The organism is Bacillus sp. F9_6S_D1_P_5 (assembly GCF_054823925.1).
Genome location: NZ_JBTREW010000009.1, coordinates 36,003 through 55,201, shown reverse-complemented (window position 1 = coordinate 55,201; position 19,199 = coordinate 36,003). Strand labels below are relative to the sequence as shown.

Here is a 19,199-nt window from a genome sequence, read left to right as displayed (position 1 = left end):
ATACGTTATGATTAAAGCGTTATATACAAGTATTACAGGAATGAATGCAACACAAAATGCATTAAGTGTAACTTCAAATAATATTGCTAATGCACAAACGGTTGGTTATAAAAAACAAAAAGCTATGTTTGATGATTTACTATATAACAATTCTATCGGTTCAAAAGGTGACAATAAATACGCTGGAACGAATCCGAAAAGTATTGGTAACGGTGTGAAAATGAGCGGAACAGTTACAGACTATAGCGACGGAACAATTACGTTAACTGGTGGTAAAACACAAGCAGCAATGGAAGGTAATGGTTTCTTCGTAGTAGGTGATTCAACAGGCGGAAATATGGAATTTACTCGTAAAGGTACGTTTGGAATATCTTCAGATTACTATATTACGAACACAGAAGGTCAATACGTATTTGCATACCCTGCAAATGCAGCAACAGGTGAAGTTGATTTATCTGGTATTCCAGGACCATTGCAAATCCCGATGGGAACTGCAATTGGTGGTATTCAAACAACGAAGGGTACAATTAAAGGGAATATCCCGGTGAATGAAAGTAAAATTACGCAAGATTTACCGTTTTATGATGATGCTGGTAATACATGGACGATGCGTGTAGAATTTACGAAAACGAATGACCACGAGTATACGTATAAAGTGCAAAGACGTAATGACTCGGCAAAAGATCCGAAGTTTGAAGAGGTTACAGGGGCAGGTTCAACAGGTACTTTGAAATTTAATAAAGTTGGAAATCCAGACCCAGTACAACAAGGAGCAGCTATCCCGTTTAACGGCGGAACGATAAATTTAGATTTTAGTAATTTAACAAATCATCCGACAGATAAAACATTATCAGTAACAGATGTAGACGGTAGAGCAGCAGCAACTGTTAAAGATTGCTTTATTGCTGACGGTGGATACGTAATGGTAAAATACTCTGATGGAAGTATGAAGTCAGCTGGTCAATTAGCTGTTGCGATGTTCCCGAACGAAGGCGGACTAATGAAAACAGGTAATGGTAACTATACAGCGACGAATACAACAGGTATTTTAGCACTTGGCGCATCTGGTCAAAACGGTGCAGGTAAAGTACGTGGTGGTGCACAAGAAGGTGCAAACGTAGATTTATCTGTAGAATTCGTTGACTTAATGTTATACCAACGCGGATTCCAAGGAAATGCGAAAGTAATTAAAGTATCAGATGAAGTATTAAATGAAGTTGTAAACTTAATTCGATAATATATTATAAAGAAAAATTGTAATGTAGTAGAAAGGGTTTTTATTCGAATGACAAGACAAGAGCGAATTTTACAATTGCCTTTTTTCGAAAATAAACGTGAACTTGCTGAGCAAGTGTTAAAAATGGAACGAGAAGAGCATGTATATTTACCAGATCAATTTGAAATTAAGCAAGTGCCTCCATATTCATTTGGTGAAAAACAAGCAATCATTGGCCGTATTCACGAATTTTACTTCGTAAGTGTTGGTAGTGAGGGCGAGTGGAAGTATCAACTGTTTAAAGATGAGATGAAGTGCCGTGAGTTTTTTGTGACGTTACCGAATATTGCGGATCAGCAGATAGCATTCTGGTTCAATAACATCGAGTTATTGAAAAGATCTTAAAAAAATCTTAAAAGCTCTTTTTTAGGTTTTGAGAGTGGGCCTGGCGATGTTTGGTAGCGGTTAGTGCCTTTTGGATCGTTTGTGATTATAGATTTTTATAAAAGGAGAGGTGAGGAGGATGGCGCAGAATAAGTATCGCGTTACATTCATTTCGCCGAGTGAGGTTGAGCAGCGGACTGTAATGTCGGCGAGTAGTTTGCCGGATTTAATTCGTAAAGTAGAGAGTGTTATTGCAGATTCGAACGGCTATTTTGTAAATGACAAAAAAAATAATTGCTATTTTAAAGTGATTAAAGAAAATGTTACGTTTATTCAATACGAGTTACTATTTTCAGATAAAGAAATTCATATTGAAAAATTAAAACATATAGCACCGGCAGTATTAAAACGATTATTTCAAAAAATAAATAATCCTGAACTGTATGCTCTTGCACTACTTGATGTTGATATAGCAACGAAAGATTATGTGCTAGAACAAATGAATCCGGAGCTAAGAATAAGAGTCGAAACGGAGCTTTCGAAAAAATGGGAAGCTATGCCGACAGAAATTGTAGGGGCACAAGAAGTGTTATTAGAAGCACTTGCTTCGTTTATACAAGATTAATCGCTAGAAATGAATCGTTCGACTATCTATATTTTTCATATAGGTAGTTGACTTTTTCGTTTTAATAAAGCTTAATAATTAGATATACGGAAATAATGAAAGGGGAGCGACACCTTTATGTCACAAGCACAAAGTATTTTATTAGAAAGCGGAACAAATGAATTAGAGATTGTTACATATACTGTTGGTGAAAACTTATTTAGTATTAACGTAATGAAAGTACGTGAAATCATTAATCCATTCCCTGTTACAACTGTGCCAGAATCTCATCATGCAGTTGAAGGTGTTGTTCAAGTACGCGGTGAAATTTTACCTGTTATTAACTTAGCGACAGCTCTTAATTTAAAATCGACAAAGCCACTTGATCAAACGAAATTTATCATTTCAGAATTAAACCAAATGAAAGTTATTTTCCGTGTGGATGAAGTGCATCGTATTCAACGTATTTCTTGGGAACAAATTGATGAACCAGCTTCATTGTCTATGGGACTAGAAGAAACGACATCTGGTATTGTAAAACTAGATGGAAAAATCATCTTACTATTAGATTACGAGAAAATTGTATGTGAGATTAGCGGTACTGGTTATGACAATAAATCACTTTCAAAATTAGAACAAAAAACAGATCGAGCTGAAAAAGTTATTTATATTGCGGAAGATTCAGCAATGCTTCGTCAAATATTAGAAGAAACATTATCATCAGCTGGATATACGAAAATGAACTTCTTCAGCAATGGTGCAGAAGCATTAGCACAAATTGAAAAATTAGCAAAAGAGCAAGGAGAAAAAATGTTTGAACATATTCACTTGCTCATTACAGATATTGAAATGCCGAAAATGGATGGACACCATTTAACGAAAGTAATTAAAGATGGTGAAGTAACGAATCGTTTACCAATCGTTATTTTCTCTTCATTAATTACAAATGAATTATTCCATAAAGGCGAAGCGGTAGGAGCAAATGCTCAAGTAAGTAAGCCAGATATTCAAGAGTTAATCGGCTTAGTAGATAAGTTAGTGCTTTAAAAGCTTCTTTTTAGCTGGAATAGAGGAGCTAGCCATGCGTGGTGGCGGTCAGTGCTTAATAGAGCCCCGTGCTATGTGAGACCAGAGATATGGAGCTGATTTTAGGTGAATGGAGTAGTGGATTACCGCGAGATTTTTAGAAGAGTTGGTGAACAATTTTTTTTTTTTTATCTAGCATAGGAAACTAGCTATTTGCGGTAGCGGTCAGTACTTAATAGAGCCCATGAGATGTGAGACTTCAATTGAAGATTTGTAGATTCTATTTATAACTCTATTCTTTTAGCCGAAAGAAAGGAACTAGCCATGTGTAATATTGGTTAGTTCCTTTTTAGTGTTCTATACTCTGTATAGGTGGAAAGATGGAACGTTTTTGGAGTGTTTGTGGTTGTATGTATCAAAAATCTTCATTTGAAGATTTTTGATTTGAAAATATAAGAAAACGTATCTTTGGATTATTTTAGTAATTTTTCGTGGTAACGCAAACTTTTTCGGTGAAAATATATTCGAAATACCATATAATATAATTAAATACAATTAATATGCAATTATACATATTAATTGAAAAATCCTTTTTTCTATTACTATACTTTCTATACGTTTTTGTATGTTTATTATTTGACAGATAATTTCGAAATGTTATAATATGGATATGTAAAAATTGCTATTTTCTGAAAAGACATGGGAGTCAGATGAGAATTGCGAAAGGATGAGGGGGAGTGGCACAGGTTATGTATCACCACACAGCAATCAATGTATTAAGTCTCTTACAAAACATGTCAAATAATAAAATGAACGATATGCAACTAGAAGCGGAATTAAAAAAAATAGAAAAACAATTCCAAGTAAAGTATGAAGAACTAGTTGATTTACATAATAGAATGGTATTATTTCAAATAGATGTAGAAAAAAATGGCGGGATGCGAGCGTATGAAAAATCAGCTATAACATGGCTGAAGTCTGAACTAGAGTTACTGTATGAAGTCTATCAATTTTGCCAACGTCACGGTTTAAACATTATTAATATTTCAAAATACGTTAGTAAAAACGAACTAAATCTTTTCCCGAAAACAGAAAGTCAATTACAAAATACGTATTACAAATTGAAAAAACATGAAATACCGTTTGAAAATATTGAAAAGCAAAAACCTGGACGAAAGCGAAAATATACACCTGTAAAAGAAACGATCGTTGAAATGAAAAAAGAAAATAATCACGTATTAATAGAGGAAGTACAGCATAAAGAGAATGAAAAAAGTCTCGTAACAGTTATATCTGGTATCGTTGATAACTTTGAAACAATTAGTCAACATAGTGAAAGAAAAGAAGATGAATTACATCAGTTTATGGAAGGTATTTATAAGCTTTCTAGCATGGCTGCAGGGCACTTCAAAGAAGAGTCTAATAGAAGTAGTCTAGAAAGTGAATTGCGAGCGCTACAATTGGAAAATGAAAGATTAAAACGAGAAAAAGAAGAACTCGTGCAAGATGTGAAAGACATGACGCAACATTTAATTAATTTTATTAAAAGTTCGGATGTCAATCAAATTCGTAAATTACCAACTTTCGTACAAGAATGCAAAATAGAATTAAATAAGCTAGGTTTATATAACGCACAAGACGGAAAAATGAAAATAAGGATCGACCGTAGAGGACAAGTTATGACGGTAGCGCCATAGAAGTATTGAGTGAAAAATAAAAGGGAAGTACATAGTTTATATGTATTTCCCTTTTGTTTTGTGTGGAATTGTTTCAAAGAGTGGAATGACAATTATGATTGCAGTAATTTATATACCATTTGCGGAATTTGATTTGCTTGTGAAACAATACTAAGTGCAACTTCAGTTAACAATTTATATTTTAAAAAGTCACTCATCTCCTGCGCCATATTCGCATCCTCAATTCGGGAAGCAGCATCTGTTAACGCTGTACTTTGGCTATTTAAATTTTCGATATTAAATTGTAGACGGTTAATCATAGCGCCAAGATCGGCACGGTGAAGGGATACGCTTTGCAAGGCCTCTTCGATTTTACGAATTGCAGCTCTTGCTTCTTGTTCAGTAGAAATCTTGATGTCATGTTGTGTAGGGGAAGGGGGAATATGTGTCGTTACATTTACTGTATGACCAATATCATCTAACGTAACAGGACGGTTTTGTCCGTCAAATACGGATAAATCATTAAACTCAGTCGCCTCATCGATATAGCCAATTTGTTCTGTTAAAGATTGAAACTCTTTATTTAGTGAATCACGGTTTTTATTTGAATTTGTACCACTTGCAGATTGAACAGCTAAATCACGCATACGTTGCAAAACATTCGTCACAATTTGAAGGGCAGCTTCCGCAGTACGTAGCATCGATATCGTATCCTCATTATTTCGAATCGCCACGCGCATACCACTCGCTCTCGCATGCATACGAGTCACAATCGCCACATTCGCAGGATTATCAGAAGCGTTATTTAACTTCTTACCAGTCGCCAAATGTTCCATCGCCACATTCATACGCTTCTCATTCTCATATAGCGATTGCCTAGCATTCATACTTAAAACATTCGTACCAATACGCATAATAGACACTCCTTACAGTTTGATATAGTTAGTGTTCACAAGCTAATAAACGGTCATGAAAAGATAAAAAGGCTTATGCTTATTTGCTATTTGTGTTTTAACATAAGAGGGGATCAAGATAAGCACTGACCGCTTTTACGCCATGTAGATGCTCTATCCTATCTGAAAAAGAAAGATTTTACAAAAAATTCATTTATATAGAAAAAATAAACCTCTCCGCAAGCAGAGAGGTTTATTCATGAAACTAACTCAAATGGCTTATTGTAATAATTTAGAAACCATTTGTGGAGTTTGGTTTGCTTGAGAAAGCATGCTGATTCCAGCTTCGTTCAAGATTTTGAACTTAGTCATTTCAGACATTTCTTTCGCCATGTCAGCGTCTTCGATTTGAGAAGCAGCTGAAGCCATGCTAGCAGATTGGCTCTTAAGGTTGTTTACGTTAAAGTCTAGGCGGTTTAATGTAGCACCTAACGTTGCGCGGTTGTCAGCAACTGTTTTTAATGCAGCGTCAATTTTACTTACTGCATCTAATGGAGTGCCATTTGTAGCAGCAGCTTTAGCAGCATCTAATTTTACAACTAAGTCTTTAGAAGCTGGATCTTTTTCCATTGCTTCTTTAGTAGAGTCTAACTTTTGCTTATTAGCAACATTACTTGTGTCTTTTTCATAAGCCATTTTAGCTTCAAGGTATGCTTTAGCTTTAGGATCATTCATAGCAAGATTTTTAGCATCATCATACGCGTCAACTAATCCTTTAGCAGTACCATCAGCTGTTGATTTAGTTGTAGCCATAGTCAGTTCAGCTTTTTTTCCATCTTCAGCAGCTTTTAATGTATTATACTCATCTGCTAATTTTTTTTGATCAGCAGTTAATCCAGTGTATAAATTGCCCTTTGCAGTAGGATCTGCTTCTTGAATGTATGCATCAACCGCAGTTGCATCTACTTTAGCAGCACCAGTACCAGTAGCAGCCGTATCTGCAATTGATTTAGCGAAAGCAGCAGTATCAGCTTTCGCTTTGTCGTAAGCTTCACTTGCTTCCACAGTAGCCTTAGCAAGTGGATTTACAGAAGCACCAATTGCTAAATCTTCGATTCCAAGAGATTTTAAAGAAGCAGATTTTAAGTCAATACCAATTTGTTGGTTACCATCTGAAGAGTCTAAAGTTTGAATGTTAATAGATGAATTAGACTGTAATAAGTTTTTATCATTGAATTGAGTATTATCTGCAATGTAAGTAATTTGTTTTTGTAGTTCTGCAAATTCTTTTTGCATTGCAGCTTGGTTATCAGATGTATTTGTACCGTTTGCAGATTGGTTTGCAAGGTCACGCATACGAAGTAAGATGTTAGATACAGATCCTAAAGCTGAGTCAGCTGTACGGATTAATGACATACCATCTTGTGTGTTGTTAGCAGCTACGTTTAGACCGCTTTCACGTGCACGCATACGAGTTGCGATTGCAAGACCTGCTGCATCGTCAGAAGCGTTGTTGATACGTTTACCGCTTGATAAACGGTCCATAGAATTGCTCATTTTTGCTTGGTTTTGACGCATATATTCTTGCGTACGTAAACTATTAATGTTTGTATTAATTCTCATGTAAAAGAACCCCCATTTTTTTATATTGACTTTTCTGCAAATTGAAAAACGGTAATATGCGAAAAAATCGATTTCGAATTTATTGTAAGCCTTGCTATAATGGGTGTCAACTGAAAATTTGAATTAATAAATATAAAAAAATAACAGTTTAACAATTTAGTCGTTTTTTTATTACAATTTAATTGCAAAGGATTATTGCAAACTTTACGAAAAAACTCTAATATTAGATTATCTTTGTTTACCGAAAAGGTGATATTATGGTAATTGGAAATATAGTAAAAGAAGTACTTGCATATAAAAAAGGACAGTTTCAGCAAAAGTTAAGTAGTCCGCAGGCTTTTGTTAGTAGTAGGTTTCAGGAGAAGTTGCAAAGCGAGCCTATGAAGGAGACGAAGGCTACTACGCAACCGGCAAAAGTAGAGGATATGAGTCAGCCGGTACAATCTACAAAAATAGAAACGCTCGTTAATAAAGGTGATTCTAGTAAAGTAGAGGAAGCGAGTAAGCCTGAAGAAAAGCCTGAAACGAAGAAAGTCGACGAAGTGCAAGTTGCACAAAAAGAGTTCGAACGACGTTTCCCGGAAATGAAAAATGAGGCTGTTGATACGTGGGGATTAACGAAGAAGTATAATATTCAAAAAATACGTTCTTCAAATGAAGGGAAGTATGAGGATATTATTGATCGGGTGAGCCGTTCATACGGAATTCCGAAAACGTTAATTCAAAAAATGATTGAAGTGGAGTCTAATTTCAATCCGAAAACGGTGTCACATGCAGGTGCGATGGGGCTTATGCAGCTTATGCCGGCGAATGTGAAAGAGATGGGTATAAAAAATCCATTTTCACCAGCTGAAAGTATTGAAGGCGGCGTGAAAGAGTTAAGCGGTTATTTAAAGAAAAATAATGGCGATTTAGTATTAGCGCTTGCTTCTTATAATGCTGGTCCTGGTAATGTGAGAAAGTACGGAGGCGTACCTCCATTTAAAGAAACGCAAGGATATATTAAAAAAATATTAAATATCGACGTTTCAAAATAAGAGATTTCATTATATAGAGAGAACATGAAATTTTCGTGAACATGATATGGGAGTTGGCTAGATTTGAAATTACAAGATGATATTCCGTTAACAATTTATTTTGAAATTGGAAATACGAAAAAGAAAATTGAAGATCTGCTTCATATTACGAAAGGTACATTGTATCGTCTTGAAAATTCAACGAAAAATACGGTGCGTCTTATGCTTGAGAATGAAGAGATTGGAACCGGAAAGATTTTGACGAAGAATGGAAAGATGTACGTTGAAATCGTTGAATTGAAAAGGTAGGGAAGGGGATTTTCATGAGTGGCGATAAATTAAGCCAAGAGCAAATTGATGCCCTGCTGAAGGCGGTAAATGAAGGCGAGGAAATGCCAGCTTTTGCACAAGAAGCAGGGAAGCAAGATAAATTTCAAGAGTATGATTTTAATAGACCGGAGAAGTTCGGTGTTGAACATTTACGTAGTTTGCAAGCGATTGCTTCTACATTTGGTAAGCAAACGTCACAGACGTTGTCAGCGCGTATGCGTATTCCGATTGAGTTAGAGCCTTCGACAGTGGAGCAAGTACCATTTACGAGTGAGTATGTGGAGAAAATGCCGAAAGATTACTATTTATATTGCGTCATTGATCTCGGACTTCCAGAGCTTGGAGAAATTGTTATTGAGATTGATTTAGCATTTGTTATTTACATTCATGAGTGCTGGCTTGGCGGAGATAGTAAGCGTAATTTTACGATGCGTAGACCGTTAACTGCATTCGAGTTTTTAACGCTTGATAATATTTTTGCACTTCTATGTAAAAATTTAGAGCAATCATTTGAAAGTGTTGTGGCGATTGAACCGAAATTTGTAACGACAGAGACAGATCCGAATGCATTAAAGATTACGACAGCGAGTGATATCATTTCATTATTAAACGTAAATATGAAAACGGATTTTTGGAATACGACGGTGCGTATCGGTATTCCGTTTTTATCTGTTGAAGAGATTATGGATAAGTTAACGTCTGAAAATATTGTCGAACATTCTTCGGATAAGCGTAAAAAGTATACTTCAGAAGTGGAAGCGAAAGTAAATCAAGTGTATAAACCTGTTCACGTTGCGATTGGTGAGCAGAAGATGACAATGGGTGACATTGAGCAAATTGAAGAAGGCGATATTATTCCGCTTCATACGAAAGTTTCGGATGAATTGCTCGGTTTTGTAGATGGAAAACATAAATTTAATTGTTTTATTGGAAAAGATGGAACGCGTAAGGCGCTCCTATTTAAAAGTTTTGTAGAGTAGGAGGATCCATATGAAGCATGAAGTATCTCCTGTGTCATTAATGGGATTAGAAGAATTTGCAGGAAAGCGAAATGAAGCGGGTAAAGCACATATTGATACTGTTTCGGATATTTCGATTGAACTTGGTGTAAAGCTTGGGAAGTCATCTATTACGCTCGGTGATGTGAAAGAGTTAAAAGTGGGCGATGTTCTTGAAGTTGAGAAAAACTTAGGACATAAAGTAGATGTGTATTTAAGTAATATGAAAGTCGGCATTGGGGAAGCGATTGTAATGGACGAGAAGTTCGGTATTATCATTTCTGAAATTGAAGCTGACAAGAAGCAAGCTGCGCTTATGAAAGCGCAAAGTCAAATGCTAGATAAAGAGTAGAGGAGGAGTCATATGTCGTATATGACGACCTTATTTCAAGTCGTTTTACTGTTTGGTGCGCTCGGCTATGGTGCATATTATATGACGAAAAAGACGCGCAAACAGCAGTTTTTTAAACAAGGTGAAAATGGCCATATTCAAGTGAAGGACGGCGTGTATTTAAATCATCAAACGAGTGCCTTTTTATTTGAAGTAGACGGTAAGCAAGTGTTCACTGTTATTAGTAATAACGGTGTCCAATCTGTGCAATTAACAGGGACAGGAAATCAGTTTCAACAAGCGCTAGAAGACGCGGTGAAGAGTGAAACGAAAAAAGTAGAGGATCCATCATGAGAATAAAGAAACAGTTATCATTATTAGTCGTTATTTTCGTATTTTCTATCGTTTTTTCAATTATTTTTGTAAATCCAGCGTATGCGGCCCAAAACGGTTTTATTAATTTCGAAAATGGAAAAGAGTTTACGAGCAATTCAAGTGTACAGCTATTTGCGCTCGTTACCCTTTTATCATTATCTTCTTCTATCGTTCTATTATTTACACATTTTACTTATTTTATGATCGTTCTTGGGATTACACGTCAAGGACTTGGGGTAATGAATTTACCACCGAACCAAGTACTCGTTGGACTTGCCTTATTTTTATCACTCTTTACGATGCAGCCTGTACTCGGGCAATTGAAGAGCGATGTGTGGGATCCGATGACGAAAGAGAAAATAACTGTAAGTCAAGCTGCGGAGACGACAGCTCCGATTATGAAAGAGTATATGTCAAAGCATACGTATAAGCATGATTTAAAGATGATGCTGAAAGTGCGCGGAGAAGAGTTGCCGAAAGATTTGAAAGATCTTTCTTTATTTACGCTCGTGCCATCCTTTACGTTAACGCAAATTCAAAAAGGATTATTAACGGGGATGTTCATTTATTTAGCGTTTGTATTTATAGATTTAATTATTAGTACACTTTTAATGTACCTCGGGATGATGATGGTACCGCCGATGATTTTAAGTTTACCATTTAAAATACTCGTTTTCGTATATTTAGGTGGATATACAAAAATCGTCGACATTATGTTTAAAACGGTCGCCTGAAGCGTTTGATGCTATGTGATAGGAGTCATATAAATGAATACGTCACCAATAATAGATATTTTTCAAACCTTTTTTTATAAAGGGGTTATGATTTTAATGCCGGTTGCCGGCGTAAGTATGATTGTCGTTATTATCATCGCTGTCATTATGGCGATGATGCAAATTCAAGAGCAAACGCTGACGTTTTTACCGAAAATGGCGAGTATTGTACTCGTTATCATCATTTTAGGTCCTTGGATGTTTCAAGAGTTAACGACGCTTATTTTAGATTTATTTGATAAAATCCCATCGCTATTGCGTTCGTACTAAGATAGGTGAACTGAAATGAATATGGAATTATGGGCGGCGACGTTTTTTGCGTTTTGCCGTATTACTTCATTTTTATATTTTTTACCGTTTTTCTCAGGTCGATCCATTCCAGCAATGGCGAAGGTTACAGTTGGGCTTGCTCTTTCAATTACAGTGGCCGATCAAGTTGATGTCTCTCATATTAAGACAGTTTGGGACGTGGCAGCTTATGCAGGTACGCAAATTGTAATTGGATTATCACTTTCAAAAATTGTAGAAATGCTGTGGAATATACCGAAAATGGCTGGGCATATTTTAGACTTTGACATCGGTTTGTCACAGGCAAGTTTGTTTGATGTAAATGCAGGTTCACAGTCTACTTTACTTTCAACTATTTTTGATATATTTTTCCTCATTATTTTTATTTCACTTGGCGGCATTAATTATTTCGTTGCCACGATTTTAAAGTCGTTTCAATATACAGAGGCGATTTCAAAATTGCTGACGACTAGTTTTTTAGATAGTCTACTCGCAACGTTATTATTTGCGATAACATCAGCGGTTGAAATTGCTCTTCCGCTTATGGGAAGTTTATTCATCATTAACTTTGTTTTAATTTTAATCGCAAAAAATGCTCCGCAATTAAACGTTTTTATGAATGCGTACGTCATTAAAATTACGTGTGGTATTTTGTTTATTGCGATGAGTGTACCGATGCTCGGTTATGTGTTTAAAAATATGACGGACGTATTGCTTGAGGAATATACGAAACTATTTAACTTTTTCTTAACGAAGTAGGGGGACGCGCATGGCAAAGGATAATAAAACAGAAAAGGCCACCCCGCAGAAGCGTAAAAAATCGCGTGAAGAAGGGAATATTGCCCGGAGTAAAGATTTAAATAATTTATTTTCCATTCTTGTATTAGCAGTTGTCGTTTACTTTTTCGGAGATTGGCTAGGGTTTGAGATTGCCAATTCTGTATCGGTGTTGTTTGATCAAATTGGAAAAAATACAGATTCGACCGAGTATTTTTATTTAATGGGGATTTTATTATTAAAAGTATCAGCTCCAATCTTAATACTCGTATACGCTTTTCATTTATTCAATTATATGATTCAAGTCGGTTTCTTATTTTCTTCTAAAGTTATTAAGCCGAAAGCGTCGCGTATTAACCCGAAAAACTATTTTACGAGATTGTTTAGTCGTAAAAGTTTAGTAGATATTTTGAAATCACTATTTTATATGGGATTAATCGGTTACGTCGCTTACGTCCTCTTTAAAAAGAATTTAGAGAAAATCGTGAGCATGATTGGGTTTAACTGGACTGCGTCACTTACTGAAATTATTAGACAAATTAAATTTATCTTTTTAGCTATTTTAATTATATTAATCGTTCTTTCTATTATTGATTTTATTTATCAAAAATGGGAGTACGAACAAGATATTAAGATGAAAAAAGAAGAAGTAAAACAAGAGCATAAAGATAATGAAGGGGACCCGCAGGTGAAGGGGAAACGAAAAAACTTTATGCATGCCATCTTGCAAGGAACAATTGCGAAGAAAATGGATGGCGCAACGTTTATTGTAAACAACCCGACTCATATTTCGGTCGTACTTCGGTACAATAAACACGTTGATGCGGCCCCAATTGTCGTTGCAAAAGGGGAAGATGAGCTCGCATTATATATACGAACGCTTGCCCGCGAACAAGAAATACCAATGGTGGAAAACCGTCCGCTTGCTCGTTCTTTATATTATCAAGTCGAGGAAGATGAGACGATTCCAGAAGATTTATACGTAGCTGTAATTGAAGTTATGCGCTATTTAATTCAAACAAATGAACTTGAAGTATAATAGCGCGGTTGGAGGAGATCTCTTGTGTTTAAGATAGATTCTGCAAGAACCTATTTTTCTATCTTTCTAGCAGCGTCATTCGTAGTGGCGCTCTTAATTCCACTTCCACCATTTATACTTGATATCGTTATCGTTTTTCTACTAAGTATGTCAGTGCTTATTTATATGCGAGCAACAAGTATTAACGAGTGGGATGAATTAAAGTCATTTCCGACGATGCTGTTATTAATCGGGATTTTCCGCGTATCGATTAACGTATCGACGACGCGAGCGATTTTGACAGACGGAAATGCGGGGCATGTTATTGAAGAGTTCGGTCAGTTTGTAATTGGCGGGAACTTATTAATTGGTATCGTTATTTTTACAGTATTAATCATATTCCAGTTTATCGTTGCAAACGGTGCATCCCGTACAGCTGAAGTTGCAGCACGTTTTACACTTGATTCTTTACCAGGGAAACAAATGTCAATCGATGCGGATTTAAACCAGCGTATTATTACTGAAAAAGATGCACAAGCAAAACGAAAGAAATTAAATATGGAAACAGAGTTTTACGGAGCGATGGATGGTGCCGGAAAGTTCATTAAAGGGGACGTTATTTTCGGGATTGTCATTTTATTCGTAAATATTATTTTCGGTTTAATTGTCGGTATGATGCAGCAAGGCATGAGTTTTGCTGAAGCAGCTATTCACTATACACAGTTAACTGTCGGTGACGGAATCGTAAACCAAATTGGTTCGTTAATGCTTGCGATTTCAACTGGTATTATCGTAACACGTGTATTTGACGGTTCACCGGATACAGTAACTGAAGGAATCTTTAAAGAGTTATTAGCACATGAAGTCGTTGTATATGCGCTTGGTGGTTTATTTATCGCAATGGGTATTTTTACTCCGCTACCATTTCTACCATTCGCACTCGTTGGTGGAACAATTATCTTCTTAGGAATTCGCAATAAAAACCGAATAAAGAAAGAAAAAGAAGACGAGCTTCAAAAAGAATTAGAAATGATTCAAGGCGAAGATGAACAACTGCAACAAGTGGAAGATTCATTCGGAGTATTTACAGATAAATATCCAATTATTGTAGAACTCGGTTTAGATTTAGCAGCACTTGTAAAGCAGAAAATTAACGGGGAAACAGCTCGTGATAAAGTTGTTCTTATGAGGAAATCGATTATTACCGACCTTGGTATTAACGTTCCGGGAATTAACTTTAAAGATAATACGAGTTTTAGACCACGCGGACGTTACATTATTCGTATTAAAGGTGCGAAGGCAGCTGAAGGTGTTTTAAAATCAGGTTACTTATTAGCACTGAAAACACCGAATGTAATGGCTGATTTAGATGCAGAACCAGCGAAAGATCCGATTTTCGGTGAAGATGGATATTGGATTTTAGAGCATATGGTACAAGATGCTCAAATGAAAGGCTATCAAGTATTAGAGCCGCTTAGCATATTAATTACACATTTAGATGTTGTCGTTAGACGTAATCTTCATGAGTTAATTCAGCGTCAACATGTAAAAGACTTAATTAATTCGCTTGAAAATGATAACGGCGTTTTATTAGAAGAGATTAAGAAGAAAGAAATCGACTTATCACTCGTTCAAAATGTCATTAAACAACTGCTAAAAGAAGGTATTTCTATTCGTGATTTACCAACTATTATTGAAGGTATTATTGACGGAAAAGAAATTTATCAAAATCATGTTGACGGTGTAACGTCATTCGTTCGTGAATGTATTTCAAAAGTGATTTGTGAAAATGCGAAAAATCCTGACGGTAAAATTTATGCGGCGCTTTTCTCGGATTCAATCGAGTTAGATGCGGACGTTGTAAACAATTCTTATCAAGGTTATTTATTAAACTGGGATTTAGATTTAGAATCGCGAGTCGTTGAGCAAGTACAACGCGTATTTAAACAAGCGAGGTTAATGGGAAGAGAACCAGTATTATTAACGCGTAGAAAAGATTTCAGGTTTGCGATTGTAAGACTGCTAGAGCGTTATCAAATAGAAGCACAAGTACTTTGTATTAGTGAATTAGCTCCAGAAATTGTTGTAGATCAAATTGCTTACATTGAATAGTAGGGGGTGAAGTAATGGAAAATACAGAAAAGAAAGAAGCGTTAATGCGAATAAAAGCAGCTTCGAAAAATGAATTGTATCGAAAGTTATTTGACCAATATGGTACAGATTATTATTACGTTGTCGATGAAAGTGTAAAACGAAATATCCCGTTTTTTTGGAAAAAGAATTATGAAATGTTAGTTGCTTTTCCAGAAGATAAACAAGAAGACGTGAACGAAGGTACAGCTCAATTTCATGAACAATTAATGGAAGTTGTGAACGATCCTTCAGAACAAATTGTGAAGGCAAACGGCATTCAATCGGTACTGCACAATTTAGAAAACGTGACGACTTCTATGTCATACGCGGCGATGCAAACAGGAAATAGTGAAGAATGGACAAGAAAGAAAGAGAAACTATTAAAGCTGTTTGAAAAAGGTATCGTCGTTGTGAAACAGACGGAAGAAACGAAAGTAACGAAAAAGCAAAAAGCTGTGAAAAAAGTCGTTCCCGTCAAAAAAGAAGAAGTGATTGTAAAGAAAGAAAAGCAAGAATCTGTACCGTTTATTATTCAAAAAGTAATTCGCATGCTAGAACAAAACGATGTAGAACAATACTTCATTCATGCATATGCTGAAAAGTTAAAAGTGAAGTTTGAGAATGCGACGATGATTACAGAAGAAGAAGTGATCGAATATATATTAGAAGATATGAGGTCGCATTTCAATACGGAAAACGTATTTGAAAAAGAAGTGCAAACAATTGCATTAATCGGTCCAACTGGTGTTGGAAAAACGACGACACTTGCAAAAATGGCATGGCAGTTCCACGGTAAGAACAAAACGGTCGGTTTCATTACGACAGATCATTCACGCATTGGAACAGTACAGCAGCTGCAAGATTACGTAAAGACAATCGGTTTTGAAGTAATCGCTGTCCGTGATGAAGCTGCCATGACAAGAGCGCTTACGTATTTTAAAGAAGAATCCCGCGTCGATTATATTTTAATTGATACAGCCGGAAAAAATTATCGTGCGTCAGAAACAGTGGAAGAAATGATTGAAACGATGGGACAAGTAGAACCAGATTATATTTGTTTAACGTTATCAGCTTCGATGAAAAGTAAGGATATGATTGAAATCATTACGAATTTTAAAGATATTCATATTGATGGTATCGTATTTACGAAATTTGATGAAACTGCAAGTAGTGGTGAATTATTGAAAATTCCAGCAGTATCATCAGCTCCTATTGTATTAATGACAGATGGACAAGACGTGAAGCAACATATACATATCGCTACAGCTGAACATTTAGCGAAACAAATGTTGCAAACATCATAGAAGAGAGGTGAAGGATAAGGCAACTGCCTTATTCAAGCGAGTATGAACGGTCTTTATATAGGTTCTATGGGTATGATGAATTACATGCAGCGTATTAATGTTCATTCGAATAACGTTGCAAATGCTCAAACGACAGGATTTAAAGCAGAAAACATGACTTCTAAAGTATTTGATGTACAAGATACATATCGCCGTGGTGATGGAGCTGTGACAAATATCGGTTCGGTCGATTACGCTGTAGTACCAGCCGCAACGCATGTGAACTTAGTACAAGGAAATATACAAATGACAAATAGTGCTACAGATTTCTTTTTAGATGACGGTGCAAACGGTACAACATCATTTTTCGTGACATCTAAAAACGATGAAACGTTTTTAACGAGAGATGGTAGTTTTACAATAAATAGTGATCGTTATTTGCAAACATCATCTGGCGCTTTTGTTATGGGAGAGAATAATGAACGTATTCGTATTCCTGAAGGAGCAAAGGTAGCTGTACAAGCAGATGGTACATTATATGATGAAGTAACACAAAATAATATTGCTCGCCTGCAAACAAAAACAGTAGATGCAGAAGCGAATGCACGTCTAATGCAAAGAGAGAACAAAAGCTTTGCACTAGCAGAAGGAAACATTGCTGATTTACCGAACGGAACAGGCTTAGTAAAAAACCATATGCTAGAAAATTCAAATGTAGATATGACGAAAGAGATGGCAGATCTTATGACAGATCAAAAAATGATTTCAGCATCACAACGCGTTATGACTTCATTTGATAAAATTTATGAAAAAGAAGCGAATGAAATATTGAGATAGGAGACTTCCCATAGCGGAAGTCTTTTTTATATTGCTTTTATTACAGTTACATCATAAAATGATAATGATTATCAATATCATTTTATATATTTTCATCAGAATGGAATTTCATAATGACAGCAACATTTGTTTAACTAAGTGAATTAAAACAAGGGGATGGTGTGTATATGTCTACAAAAAAACAACTTTGTATTGGATTATGTTTAATTTCTAGAAAGAAAGAAGATTGTATATTTGATTCGGGAATCAATGAGCAAGTAGAGCTAGCGAAACAAGCGGAAAAATCGAAGTTAGATTTTGTTTTTAAAGCAGATTATTTAGTGGCGCATCCAGATTTAATCGCTCGTAATAAAGGAAATGTCATTTTAGATCCGACATTACTATTTACAGCTATTGCTTATGCAACAGAAAAAATTGGAGTCGTTACGACTGCTTCAACTTCGTTTTATCCACCATATATATTAGCGAGGCAATTACAATCTTTACACTGGATTAGTAACGGCCGAGTAGGATGGAATATTGTCACATCCATTGACGGTGCTGAAAACTTCGGTGAGGAAGGGATGCCATCATCAGAGCAGCGATACGTGAAAGCGGCAGAATGTACAGCGTTAGTAAGAAAACTTTGGAGAAGTCACCCTAATGAAGTATTGAAAGTAGATAACCCTGATGTGATTAGAGAGATGGTAAAGCCTATTAAGCATAATGGTGAATACTTTAAGGTGAAAGGTCCACTTAATATTCCGCAGCATATTTCAGGGGAAATGCCATTATTTCAAGCTGGTGCTTCGGAGTCAGGCCGGAATTTTGCAGCTTCTGTTGCGGATGCAATTTTTGCTGCAACGCCAGATGTAGAGTCAGGAATAGAACTGCGTCAAGATTTAAGAAGAAGAGCAGAACAGCATGGCCGAATGCAAGATGATATACGCGTATTACCTGGATTATATTTCTTTATTGGTGATACATATGAAGAAGCGTTAGAAATGCATAGGCAAGCACATCAACATCTCACAAAAGAAAAGAGATATGCGTTACTTGAAATGGTTCTTGGACTAGATGCGAGAGAGATGCCGCTAGAAAGTAAGATTACGGAAGAGATGTTGCCAAGTCAGGATCAAACTGTTCGCAGTAAAACACATGCCGAATTATTACGGAACTACATTATTAAAAATGAACCAACACTTGAACAAATACTAGAACGACCAGAAGTTGTTGGATCGGCTCATTGGGTTGCGGTTGGTACAGCGCAAGACGTTGCGAAACAAATTATGGATAGGTTTGAGGCGGGAGCGTTAGATGGATTTATTGCTATCCCAGGAGGACCTCCAAAGTCACTAAATCTATTCTTTAGTAAAGTCATTCCTTTATTTGTGAAGGCCGGTGTATTTAGGGAAGAGTATACAGGTTCTACTTTACGAGAACATTTGGAGGAGAACCTATCAAATACGTTGCAGCTAAAATAAGTGAAATAGTATGTACAAAAAGCCTTTCATAAGAAGGCTTTTTATTTGCGGTTGAAATTTCAGAATTATCAATTGACTTTGCGGGTCTGTTTTTTTATATTAGTAGGTATACTAATAACTACTAACATATATGTATTGTTTGGAAATGAGAGTTA

Annotated in this window: 20 protein-coding genes; 18 read left to right on the top strand and 2 right to left on the bottom strand. The window is 36.0% G+C overall.

What is annotated here, in order from left to right:
• Positions 1–7 precede the first annotated feature (7 nt).
• From ACUXEY_RS12895 to ACUXEY_RS12875, 5 genes are all read left to right on the top strand, one after another.
• The gene (locus ACUXEY_RS12895) at positions 8–1,237 is read left to right on the top strand and encodes a flagellar hook protein FlgE (RefSeq protein ID WP_461300869.1); all 1,230 of its coding nucleotides are present in this window, start codon (positions 8–10) and stop codon (positions 1,235–1,237) included.
• Between the two features lie 48 nt (positions 1,238–1,285).
• On the top strand, positions 1,286–1,621 hold the full coding sequence (locus tag ACUXEY_RS12890) for a DUF3964 family protein (RefSeq protein ID WP_461300868.1): 336 nt from the start codon (positions 1,286–1,288) through the stop codon (positions 1,619–1,621).
• A 118-nt stretch (positions 1,622–1,739) separates the two neighbouring features.
• Positions 1,740–2,225, top strand: a complete 486-nt coding sequence (locus ACUXEY_RS12885; RefSeq protein ID WP_461300867.1) for a LysR family transcriptional regulator — start codon at positions 1,740–1,742, stop codon at positions 2,223–2,225.
• 117 nt (positions 2,226–2,342) lie between these two features.
• The gene (locus ACUXEY_RS12880) at positions 2,343–3,251 is read left to right on the top strand and encodes a chemotaxis protein (protein WP_461300866.1); all 909 of its coding nucleotides are present in this window, start codon (positions 2,343–2,345) and stop codon (positions 3,249–3,251) included.
• A 728-nt stretch (positions 3,252–3,979) separates the two neighbouring features.
• A complete protein-coding gene (locus ACUXEY_RS12875) occupies positions 3,980–4,927 on the top strand; it encodes a DNA-binding domain-containing protein (protein WP_461300929.1) in 948 nt (315 codons plus the stop codon).
• 92 nt (positions 4,928–5,019) lie between these two features.
• Here the strand turns inward: ACUXEY_RS12875 and ACUXEY_RS12870 are convergent, their stop codons facing one another.
• On the bottom strand, positions 5,020–5,820 hold the full coding sequence (locus tag ACUXEY_RS12870) for a flagellin N-terminal helical domain-containing protein (RefSeq protein WP_429603018.1): 801 nt from the start codon (positions 5,818–5,820) through the stop codon (positions 5,020–5,022).
• Between the two features lie 258 nt (positions 5,821–6,078).
• Positions 6,079–7,422 carry a flagellin N-terminal helical domain-containing protein gene (locus ACUXEY_RS12865; protein ID WP_429603017.1) on the bottom strand — a complete coding sequence of 448 codons (1,344 nt, stop codon included), beginning with the start codon at positions 7,420–7,422 and terminating at the stop codon, positions 6,079–6,081.
• Between the two features lie 257 nt (positions 7,423–7,679).
• Between ACUXEY_RS12865 and ACUXEY_RS12860 the strand changes: the two genes are divergently transcribed.
• The 13 genes from ACUXEY_RS12860 (at position 7,680) to ACUXEY_RS12800 (ending at position 19,044) form a co-directional block, all read left to right on the top strand.
• Positions 7,680–8,459 (top strand): lytic transglycosylase domain-containing protein, encoded by a 780-nt coding sequence (locus ACUXEY_RS12860; protein ID WP_461300865.1) that lies wholly within the window; start codon positions 7,680–7,682, stop codon positions 8,457–8,459.
• A gap of 63 nt (positions 8,460–8,522) precedes the next feature.
• Positions 8,523–8,747: a flagellar motor switch protein FliN gene (locus ACUXEY_RS12855; protein WP_000775712.1), complete on the top strand. Its 225-nt coding sequence runs from the start codon at positions 8,523–8,525 to the stop codon at positions 8,745–8,747.
• Positions 8,748–8,761: 14 nt separating this feature from the next.
• Positions 8,762–9,748, top strand: a complete 987-nt coding sequence (gene fliM / locus ACUXEY_RS12850) for a flagellar motor switch protein FliM (protein ID WP_073517861.1) — start codon at positions 8,762–8,764, stop codon at positions 9,746–9,748.
• 10 nt (positions 9,749–9,758) lie between these two features.
• Entirely contained in the window at positions 9,759–10,118 is a 360-nt protein-coding gene (gene fliN / locus ACUXEY_RS12845; RefSeq protein WP_000680019.1) for a flagellar motor switch protein FliN, read from the top strand.
• Positions 10,119–10,130: 12 nt separating this feature from the next.
• Positions 10,131–10,451 carry a hypothetical protein gene (locus ACUXEY_RS12840; protein WP_000121176.1) on the top strand — a complete coding sequence of 107 codons (321 nt, stop codon included), beginning with the start codon at positions 10,131–10,133 and terminating at the stop codon, positions 10,449–10,451.
• Positions 10,448–11,206 (top strand): flagellar type III secretion system pore protein FliP, encoded by a 759-nt coding sequence (locus tag ACUXEY_RS12835; RefSeq protein ID WP_001220590.1) that lies wholly within the window; start codon positions 10,448–10,450, stop codon positions 11,204–11,206. Before ACUXEY_RS12840 ends, ACUXEY_RS12835 begins: the two co-directional genes overlap by 4 nt.
• Positions 11,207–11,239: 33 nt before the next feature.
• The gene (locus tag ACUXEY_RS12830) at positions 11,240–11,515 is read left to right on the top strand and encodes a flagellar biosynthetic protein FliQ (protein ID WP_001098085.1); all 276 of its coding nucleotides are present in this window, start codon (positions 11,240–11,242) and stop codon (positions 11,513–11,515) included.
• A gap of 15 nt (positions 11,516–11,530) precedes the next feature.
• Entirely contained in the window at positions 11,531–12,292 is a 762-nt protein-coding gene (locus ACUXEY_RS12825) for a flagellar biosynthetic protein FliR (protein WP_001055718.1), read from the top strand.
• A 10-nt stretch (positions 12,293–12,302) separates the two neighbouring features.
• Positions 12,303–13,349 (top strand): flagellar type III secretion system protein FlhB, encoded by a 1,047-nt coding sequence (flhB, locus tag ACUXEY_RS12820; RefSeq protein ID WP_001971997.1) that lies wholly within the window; start codon positions 12,303–12,305, stop codon positions 13,347–13,349.
• A gap of 24 nt (positions 13,350–13,373) precedes the next feature.
• Positions 13,374–15,440, top strand: coding sequence for a flagellar biosynthesis protein FlhA (gene flhA, locus ACUXEY_RS12815; RefSeq protein ID WP_429603014.1), 2,067 nt, complete (start codon positions 13,374–13,376; stop codon positions 15,438–15,440).
• Positions 15,441–15,454: 14 nt separating this feature from the next.
• On the top strand, positions 15,455–16,765 hold the full coding sequence (flhF, locus tag ACUXEY_RS12810; protein WP_461300864.1) for a flagellar biosynthesis protein FlhF: 1,311 nt from the start codon (positions 15,455–15,457) through the stop codon (positions 16,763–16,765).
• Between the two features lie 42 nt (positions 16,766–16,807).
• On the top strand, positions 16,808–17,581 hold the full coding sequence (locus ACUXEY_RS12805; protein WP_461300863.1) for a flagellar basal-body rod protein FlgG: 774 nt from the start codon (positions 16,808–16,810) through the stop codon (positions 17,579–17,581).
• Positions 17,582–17,748: 167 nt separating this feature from the next.
• Entirely contained in the window at positions 17,749–19,044 is a 1,296-nt protein-coding gene (locus ACUXEY_RS12800; RefSeq protein WP_461300862.1) for an NtaA/DmoA family FMN-dependent monooxygenase, read from the top strand.
• Positions 19,045–19,199 lie beyond the last annotated feature (155 nt).

Excerpts from the sequence above, each read along its gene's own strand:
- ACUXEY_RS12835 (WP_001220590.1), top strand. The coding sequence starts at position 10,448 with ATGAGAATAAAGAAACAGTTATCATTATTAGTCGTTATTTTCGTATTT.
- ACUXEY_RS12800 (WP_461300862.1), top strand. The coding sequence starts at position 17,749 with ATGTCTACAAAAAAACAACTTTGTATTGGATTATGTTTAATTTCTAGA.
- flhB (WP_001971997.1), top strand. The coding sequence starts at position 12,303 with ATGGCAAAGGATAATAAAACAGAAAAGGCCACCCCGCAGAAGCGTAAA.
- flhF (WP_461300864.1), top strand. The coding sequence starts at position 15,455 with ATGGAAAATACAGAAAAGAAAGAAGCGTTAATGCGAATAAAAGCAGCT.
- ACUXEY_RS12840 (WP_000121176.1), top strand. The coding sequence starts at position 10,131 with ATGTCGTATATGACGACCTTATTTCAAGTCGTTTTACTGTTTGGTGCG.
- ACUXEY_RS12865 (WP_429603017.1), bottom strand. The coding sequence starts at position 7,422 with ATGAGAATTAATACAAACATTAATAGTTTACGTACGCAAGAATATATG.
- ACUXEY_RS12880 (WP_461300866.1), top strand. The coding sequence starts at position 2,343 with ATGTCACAAGCACAAAGTATTTTATTAGAAAGCGGAACAAATGAATTA.
- ACUXEY_RS12825 (WP_001055718.1), top strand. The coding sequence starts at position 11,531 with ATGAATATGGAATTATGGGCGGCGACGTTTTTTGCGTTTTGCCGTATT.
- ACUXEY_RS12890 (WP_461300868.1), top strand. The coding sequence starts at position 1,286 with ATGACAAGACAAGAGCGAATTTTACAATTGCCTTTTTTCGAAAATAAA.
- ACUXEY_RS12860 (WP_461300865.1), top strand. The coding sequence starts at position 7,680 with ATGGTAATTGGAAATATAGTAAAAGAAGTACTTGCATATAAAAAAGGA.
- fliM (WP_073517861.1), top strand. The coding sequence starts at position 8,762 with ATGAGTGGCGATAAATTAAGCCAAGAGCAAATTGATGCCCTGCTGAAG.
- ACUXEY_RS12870 (WP_429603018.1), bottom strand. The coding sequence starts at position 5,820 with ATGCGTATTGGTACGAATGTTTTAAGTATGAATGCTAGGCAATCGCTA.
- ACUXEY_RS12875 (WP_461300929.1), top strand. The coding sequence starts at position 3,980 with ATGTATCACCACACAGCAATCAATGTATTAAGTCTCTTACAAAACATG.
- ACUXEY_RS12885 (WP_461300867.1), top strand. The coding sequence starts at position 1,740 with ATGGCGCAGAATAAGTATCGCGTTACATTCATTTCGCCGAGTGAGGTT.
- ACUXEY_RS12830 (WP_001098085.1), top strand. The coding sequence starts at position 11,240 with ATGAATACGTCACCAATAATAGATATTTTTCAAACCTTTTTTTATAAA.
- fliN (WP_000680019.1), top strand. The coding sequence starts at position 9,759 with ATGAAGCATGAAGTATCTCCTGTGTCATTAATGGGATTAGAAGAATTT.
- ACUXEY_RS12805 (WP_461300863.1), top strand. The coding sequence starts at position 16,808 with ATGAACGGTCTTTATATAGGTTCTATGGGTATGATGAATTACATGCAG.
- ACUXEY_RS12895 (WP_461300869.1), top strand. The coding sequence starts at position 8 with ATGATTAAAGCGTTATATACAAGTATTACAGGAATGAATGCAACACAA.